Raw genomic sequence first — 7,058 nt, forward strand, 5'->3', positions numbered from 1 at the left:
GTGCGCGCCAACTACACCCCCTCCGGGCGCGGGTCACCCTCCAACAACCCCCACCCGCCCCCCCGCGGGGGGGGCGCCCCCGGCGGGGGGCCCCGCGCCATCGGTGCGGGGCCCACATGGTCAGCAGGTCGAGTTGGTCTGGGTGAGGAGGGCGAGCCGCCAGGGGAGGAGGTTGTAGTCACCGCCCGCGTTGGGGTTCATGCCCTGGTAGAGGTACTGGAGCCGGCAGGAGGGGATGGTGAGTGTCTGGTCGTAGCCGGCCCGGATCATCTCGCCGTGGCTGATGTCCCTGGTCCAGGCCCCGGACGGGAAGGTGACGTTGTTGGCCCGTGCGAACGGGTTGCTCTCGGATGCGGCCAGGGGTGTCCAGGAGCCGGCGAGGCTGCCCGAGGTCCAGGAGCGGAAGTAGCGCCGGCCGTCCGATCCGATGGCCTCCACGAGGAGCAGGTACTGATTGGTGCCCTGCACCTTGTACACGTTGCTCGCTTCGAACAGGGCGTACTTGGAGTCCTGGGCCGCGATGACGGTGTTGGTGAAGCCGTTCGGGAACTGGCCGACGGTCGTCTGGGAGCGGTACAGGTGTCCGTTGTCGTCGGAGGAGAACAGGTGGCAGTTGGCGCTGTCGCAGATCACCCACATGTCGACCCAGTAGCCGTTGCCGATGTTCTGCTTGATGATGTCGGGCATCGACGCGTAGAAGTTGCGGGGCGCGCTCCACCCGTTCGGATTGCTGATGTCGGGGTTGGTGGAGTACGAGGCGTTGCCGGTCTGGTACACGAGGTACCACAGGCGCTGCGGCGCGTAGTAGAAGACCTGCGGCGCGGCCCGGTAGCCGGCGCCGATGGCGCTGCGGTCGAGGTAGTGGTGGGTGGCCGAGCCGGCCTGGGACCAGTCACTGAAGTTCAGCATGATCTAGCGCGGAACCCTGGGCGTTCATGCCCGGGAGGAAGTGCTTCTCAAGCTAGGGGTGACCTGCACGGGCGCACGGGTCTGCACTGTTGCCCTCAGTCGGGTCGCTTCTGGTTCTCGATGTACTCCTTGATGATCTCTAGCGGTGCGCCGCCGCAGGATGCGGCGAAGTAGGACGGGGACCAGAAGTGGTCGCCCCACAGGTACTTGCGGATGTGGCCGGGGAACTCCTGGCGGAGCCTGCGGGCGGACACCCCCTTGAGGGAGCCGACCAACCGCGAGATGGCGACCTTGGGCGGGTAGTGCACGAGCAGGTGGACGTGATCACGCTCGCCGTTGAACTCCACCAGCTCGGTTTCGAAGTCGGCGCACACGGCCCGCATGATCTCTTCGCAGCGCGTAAGGATCTCGTCGGTGAACGGTCCGCGCCGGTACTTGGGTGTGAAGACCAAGTGGGCATGGAGGGTGTAGACGACCGTACGACCCCTGCGAATATTGGGGTTTGGCTCCCAGCGTGGTTAGTACGATGATCGTCGTGAAGATCGTGACGCAGGTGAAGCTGATGCCGGAGGCCGAGCAGGCCGCCGCGCTGTCCGCGACCCTGCGCACGGTCAAGGATCTGGCGTGCTGGGTCGCCGAAGTGGCCTTCGCCCACGGGGTGCCGCGTGAGTACGAGCTGCGCAAGCACACCTACCCGCGCCTCAAGGCCGAAGGGCTCGGGGCGCAGGCCGCCCAGCACACCATCAAGAAGGTGCGCGACGCCTACACCACCTTGACGGCGAACATCCGGGCCGGGAACCTCGGCAAGCCGAAGTCGAAGCGCCGCCGCAAGGCGGAGTCGAGGCCGATCACGTTCCGTCCCGATGCCGCGCAGCCGTATGACGACCGGTGTTTGAGCTGGCAGTACGACCAGCGGACGGTCTCGATCTGGACCACCGAAGGCCGGTTGAAGGGCGTGCGGTTCGTGTGCGCGGCGGACGCGCTCAAGGTGCTCCAGCAGTACCGCAAGGGCGAGTCCGACCTGATCGAGCGTGACGGCGTCTTCTATCTGATCGCCACGTGCGAGGTTCCCGAGGCCGAGACGTACGAGCCGGACGGCTTCATCGGCGTGGACCTCGGCATCGTCAACATCGCCACCACATCCACCGGCTACCAGGCCGCCGGACGCGCCCTGAACCGGTATCGCAAGAGGCAGCTTGCCCTGCGGGCCAAGCTCCAGAAGAAGCGCACCAAGTCCGCCAGGCACCGGCTCAAGGAGCGCTCCCGCCGCGAGGCGCGGCACGTCAAGAACACCAACCACATCATCGCCAAGACGATCGTGACCGAGGCTGAACGCACCTCGGCCGGGATCTCCCTGGAAGAACTCAAGGGAATCCGGCAGAGGGTACGGCTCCGCAAGCCCGTGGGGGTACCTCCCACGCCCTTAAGGCAGTGGGGGAGGGTCGCGCTCCACTCCTGGTCCTTCGCCCAGCTCGCAGACTTCATCGTCTACAAGGCCAAGCGGGCAGGCGTGCCCCTGGTCTTCGTCGATCCCGCGTACACGTCCCAGACATGCGCGCAGTGCGGCCACGTCGACAAACGCAACCGTGTCGACCAGGGACTTTTCATCTGCCGGGGGTGCGGGGTCGTTGCCCACGCCGACCGGAATGCTTCCCACAACATCGCCACCCGTGGCGAGAGCGTGTGGAACGCGGGGCGTGAGTCACGCGTCCCTGCCACCCGATAGGCGTGTCTGGACGGAGGAGTCAACCCAGCAGCCAGTTGGGCGCTACCTCCAAGCCCGGTCCTTTAGGGCCGGGTCAAGTTGACGTACACCAGGTTGTAGCCGGAAGAGCTGGCCACGCTCGCGAACACGTGGTACTTGCCGTTGTACTGGACGACGGTCGGGTCCTTGATCCCGGCGATGTTGTGGGTCGAGTCCGGCTTGGGGGCGATCAGCGCGCCGCCGGAGCTCCAGGAGAAGCGGGAGGGCAGCGCGGCGGCGGACCGGGCCGAGGAGGTGCCGGCCCGCTGTGTCGCGGCCGTGCCACCCAGCGTGGTGAGCACCGACTGGTAGGCGGGCTTCTTGTTGCCGCCCCGGTCGAACAGCAGCGGGTTCTCCGAGGCTCGCCAGGAGTCGCTGTCCCGGATGCCCCAGACGGTGATGCCGGTGCAGCGCGCCACGTTCATGCAGGCCCGCACCGTGTTCGCGTACGCGGTCGGCGGCGCCTGGGCGATGTCCAGCTCGGTGATCTGGACGTCCACGCCGAGGGCGGCGAAGTTCGACAGCGTCGTCTGGAAACTGGCGGGCGGGCCGCCGGTGCCGAAGTGGGCCTGGAGGCCGACGCAGTCGATGGGCACGCCGCGTGCCTTGAAGTCGCGCACCATGCGGTAGACGCCCTGCGTCTTCGCGTCGCTCCAGTTCTCGATGTTGTAGTCGTTGTAGCAGAGCTTGGCCCCCGAGTCGGTGGCCCGCGCGGTGCGGAAGGCCTGCTCGATGAAGCCGTCGCCCAGCAGGTTCTGGAACACCGAGGGCCGGTGCTGGCCGCTGCCGCCGTCGGCGAAGGCCTCGTTGACGACGTCCCAGGAGTGGATCCGGCCCTTGTAGCGGTTCATCACGCCGGTGATGTGGTTGTTCATCACGCTGCGCAGGGTGTTCGCGTCCCTGATGGAGCTGACCCAGCCGGGCAGTTGGGAGTGCCAGACCAGGGTGTGGCCGCGTAAGCGCTGACCGCGGGCTGCCGCGCGGTTGACGATCTGGTCGGCGGGGCCGAAGTTGAACGAGCCGCGGGAGGGTTCGGTCGTGTCCCACTTCATCTCGTTCTCGGGGGTGACCGAGTTGAACTCGCGGTCCAGGATCGAGGTGTACGTGCCGTCGCCGAGCCTTCCGGCGGCCACCGCGGTCCCGAAGTACCTTCCGGACTGGGCGGCTTGTGCGCCGAGGGTGGAGGCTCGGACGGCATCGGGTGCGGCGGTCGCGGCCACCGGTGTCACCAGGGCGGCCGTGGCCAGGAGGGCCAGCAGCGAGGCTCGGCGCCGGCCGAAGTGTTTCAGCGGGTTCATGGTTCTCCTCTGCGGCACGCGTGCGGGTTGATGAGGGCATGACAGATCTGCGGGTGTCGTTCTCCTTGGGGCGCCCGGTGTGGCTCCATCGGGTTCGAGATGTCGAACATGGATCGGCTTGTCGGGCATTTTGGATGATAGGAGGTCGACGGATCGCGTCAATACCTGGCGCATGATTCGCTAATGAGGGCGAAACATTCGGAGTCGAATTGAGCTAGATGTGGGGAGTCTGCCGCCGGGCGATATCGGAAGGTGTTGACATGCTTGAGCGCCTCTCTAGGATGCGTGACGCTTCGACTTTCCGAATGGCTATCGAAATTTCGACCCAGAGATCCCCTCTGTAAGTGTCATGAACTTGACATGAAGGAGCCCTCCGTGCCCAGACGATCAGTCAGGCGACTGCTCCACCTCCTCGCGGCCGTCGCGATGACGGTGACCGCGACCGTCACGGCCGCTGCCCACTCCACAGCTTCCGCCGCGCCCGGCAGCCCGGCGCTCACTCCGCCGTTGGGATGGAACAGCTGGAACAGCTTCGGGTGCGGGATCACCGAGGCCCAGGTGCGCCAGGCCGCCGACGCCATGGTGTCCTCGGGCATGCGCGACGCCGGCTACCGGTATGTGGTGGTCGACGACTGCTGGTTCGACCCGCAGCGCGACGCGGCAGGCAACCTGCGGGCCAACCCGACCAAGTTCCCCGGCGGAATGAAGGCGCTCGGGGACTACATCCATGGCAAGGGCCTGAAGTTCGGCATCTACCAGGTGCCGGGTGAACGCACCTGCGCCCAGACCAGCGGCGGCTACCCCGGGTCGACGGGCAGCAGGGGCCACGAGGCCCAGGACGCCGCCACGTTCGCCTCGTGGGGCGTCGACTACCTCAAGTACGACTGGTGCTCCTCCAGCGGCACCCGCGACGAGCAGGTCGCGCGGTTCACGCTGATGCGCGACGCCCTGCGCGCCACCGGGCGGCCGATCGTGTACAGCATCAACCCCAACAGCTTCCACGCCATCACCGGCGACACGTACAACTGGGGCGAGGTCGCCGACCTGTGGCGGACGACCGAGGACCTGCTCGACATCTGGCAGAACGGCAACACCAACAGCTATCCGATGGGCGTCGGCAACGTCCTGGACGTCACCGCGCCGCTGGCGGCCCAGTCCGGACCGGGGCACTGGAACGACCCCGACATGCTGGTCGTCGGCCGTCCCGGCCTGTCACTGACCGAGTCCCGCTCCCACTTCGCCCTGTGGGCGCTGCTGGCAGCCCCGCTCATGGCCGGCAACGACATCCGCACCATGTCCGCCGACGTGAGCGCGATCCTGCGCAACCCGCGGCTGCTGGCGGTGAACCAGGATCCGCTGGGCGCGGGCGGACGCAGGGTGCGCGACGACGGCGGCACCGAGGTGTTCGCCAAGCCGCTGTCCGACGGCTCGGTCGCGGTGGGCCTGTTCAACCGGGGAGGCGGCACGGCGACCGTCAGCACCACGGCCGCCCAGGTCGGCCTGTCCGGCGGACCGTTCACCCTCACCGACCTGTGGACCGGCGGCACGTCCAGCACGTCCGGGCAGATCTCGGCGAGCGTCCCCGCGCACGGCGTCGCCGTCTTCCGGGTCAGCGGCGGCAGCCCGCTCGCCGCCACCACCTCCCGGCTGCGCGGCACCGCGTCCGGACGCTGCGTGGACGTGGACAAGGCCTCCACCGCGGCCGGGGCCACGGCACTGCTCTGGGACTGCCACACCGCCGCCAACCAACTGTGGACCACATGGGCCGGCGGCGAGATCCGCGTCTTCGGCGACAAGTGTCTGGACGCCTACAACCAGGGCACCACCGACGGCACCCGGGTCATCACCTGGCCCTGCAACGGCCAGAACAACCAGAAGTGGACCGTCGGCTCCGACGGGGCGATCCGCAACGTCCACGCCGGGCTGTGCCTCGACGTCGACGGGGCCGGCACCGCCGGCGGGACCCCGCTGGTCCTGTCGACCTGCAACGGCCAGTCCAACCAGAAGTGGACCCGCGCGTGAACAACCGCGGCTTCAGAAGGGAAGTTTCACGATGACAAGGACGATGACAAGGACAAGGAGAAGGGTAAGGACGAGGTCCCTCTTATGTACCGCCGTGGTCGCGGTGCTGGTCGCCCTGAGCATGGGAGGCACGGCCGCCGCATCCGCCGGCACCGCCGCCCCGAGCTCCGGTTGCGGCAAGGCTCCCACCCTGACGAGCGGAACGCACACGATCCAGAGTGGCGGCAAGAACCGGAGCTTCATCCTGCGCATCCCCGACGGCTACGACCGCAACCGCGCCCACCGGCTGGTCTTCGGGTTCCACTGGCTGGGCGGCACCTCCACCGACGTCGCCACCGGCCGCACCGTGGAAACGGGCACCTGGGCCTACTACGGGCTCCAGCGACTGGCGAACAACAGCGCCGTCTTCGTCGCGCCCCAAGGCCTCGACAACGGCTGGGCCAACAGCGGCGGGGAGGACGTCACCTTCGTCGACGACATGCTCAGGCGCATCGAGACGGACCTGTGCGTCGACACGACACAGCGCTTCGCTCTCGGCTTCAGCTACGGAGCCGCGATGTCCTACTCCCTCGCGTGTTCCCGCGCGACGGTCTTCCGCGCGGTCGCGGTCCTGGGCGGCGGGCAGCTCAGCGGATGCAGCGGCGGCACCCAGCCGATCGCCTACCTCGGCGTGCACGGCCTCAGGGACAACGTCCTCGGCATCTCCGGCGGGCGGGCGCTGCGGGACAGGTTCGTCAGGAACAACGGCTGCACTCCCCAGAACCCGCCCGAGCCGGCGCAGGGCAGCCTGACGCACCGGGTCACCACCTACTCGGGATGCTCGGCCGGACATCCGGTCGTCTGGGCCGCGTTCGACGAGGGGCACATCGCCGCTCCGCAGGACGGGGCCCCCGGTGACAGCGGCTCCAGGACCTGGGTGCCGCAGGAGGTCTGGAAGTTCTTCACGCAGTTCTAGTACCACTGAAGTGTCCAGGCGGACGGCTGACAAGGCGCCGGGGGGGCCGCCGCCCCCCCCCCGAACCCGCCCCCGCGGGCGGCGCGCGCCCGCCCCCCCCCCGGGGCGGCGCGGCCGGGCGCGGGACACC

General features: G+C 68.3%; 3 protein-coding genes and 3 pseudogenes. 3 read left to right on the plus strand and 3 right to left on the minus strand.

Features of this window, described 5'->3' with window-relative positions:
- Positions 1-120 precede the first annotated feature (120 nt).
- Both ACFWYS_RS46325 and tnpA read right to left on the minus strand, forming a co-directional pair.
- Positions 121-912 (minus strand): annotated as a pseudogene (locus ACFWYS_RS46325) (non-reducing end alpha-L-arabinofuranosidase family hydrolase); the annotation flags it as partial.
- A 92-nt stretch (positions 913-1,004) separates the two neighbouring features.
- Positions 1,005-1,403: an IS200/IS605 family transposase gene (tnpA, locus tag ACFWYS_RS46330; RefSeq protein ID WP_384783110.1), complete on the minus strand. Its 399-nt coding sequence runs from the start codon at positions 1,401-1,403 to the stop codon at positions 1,005-1,007.
- Positions 1,404-1,435: 32 nt separating this feature from the next.
- Here tnpA and ACFWYS_RS46335 point away from each other — a divergent pair, with 32 nt between their 5' ends.
- On the plus strand, positions 1,436-2,635 hold the full coding sequence (locus ACFWYS_RS46335; protein ID WP_384783113.1) for an RNA-guided endonuclease InsQ/TnpB family protein: 1,200 nt from the start codon (positions 1,436-1,438) through the stop codon (positions 2,633-2,635).
- Positions 2,636-2,706: 71 nt separating this feature from the next.
- Here the strand turns inward: ACFWYS_RS46335 and ACFWYS_RS46340 are convergent.
- Positions 2,707-3,951 (minus strand): annotated as a pseudogene (locus tag ACFWYS_RS46340) (non-reducing end alpha-L-arabinofuranosidase family hydrolase); the annotation flags it as partial.
- A gap of 360 nt (positions 3,952-4,311) precedes the next feature.
- On the opposite strand from ACFWYS_RS46340, the gene ACFWYS_RS46345 reads away from it, so the two are divergent.
- Together ACFWYS_RS46345 and ACFWYS_RS46350 are read left to right on the plus strand one after the other, a co-directional pair.
- Complete coding sequence (locus tag ACFWYS_RS46345; protein WP_384783106.1) at positions 4,312-5,973, plus strand: glycoside hydrolase family 27 protein; 1,662 nt, start codon at positions 4,312-4,314, stop codon at positions 5,971-5,973.
- A gap of 43 nt (positions 5,974-6,016) precedes the next feature.
- Positions 6,017-6,925: pseudogene (locus tag ACFWYS_RS46350) on the plus strand (alpha/beta hydrolase family esterase); the annotation flags it as partial.
- Positions 6,926-7,058 lie beyond the last annotated feature (133 nt).

Origin of the sequence: Streptomyces sp. NPDC059010 (assembly GCF_042740355.1) — a bacterium.
Taxonomy (GTDB): domain Bacteria; phylum Actinomycetota; class Actinomycetes; order Streptomycetales; family Streptomycetaceae; genus Streptomyces.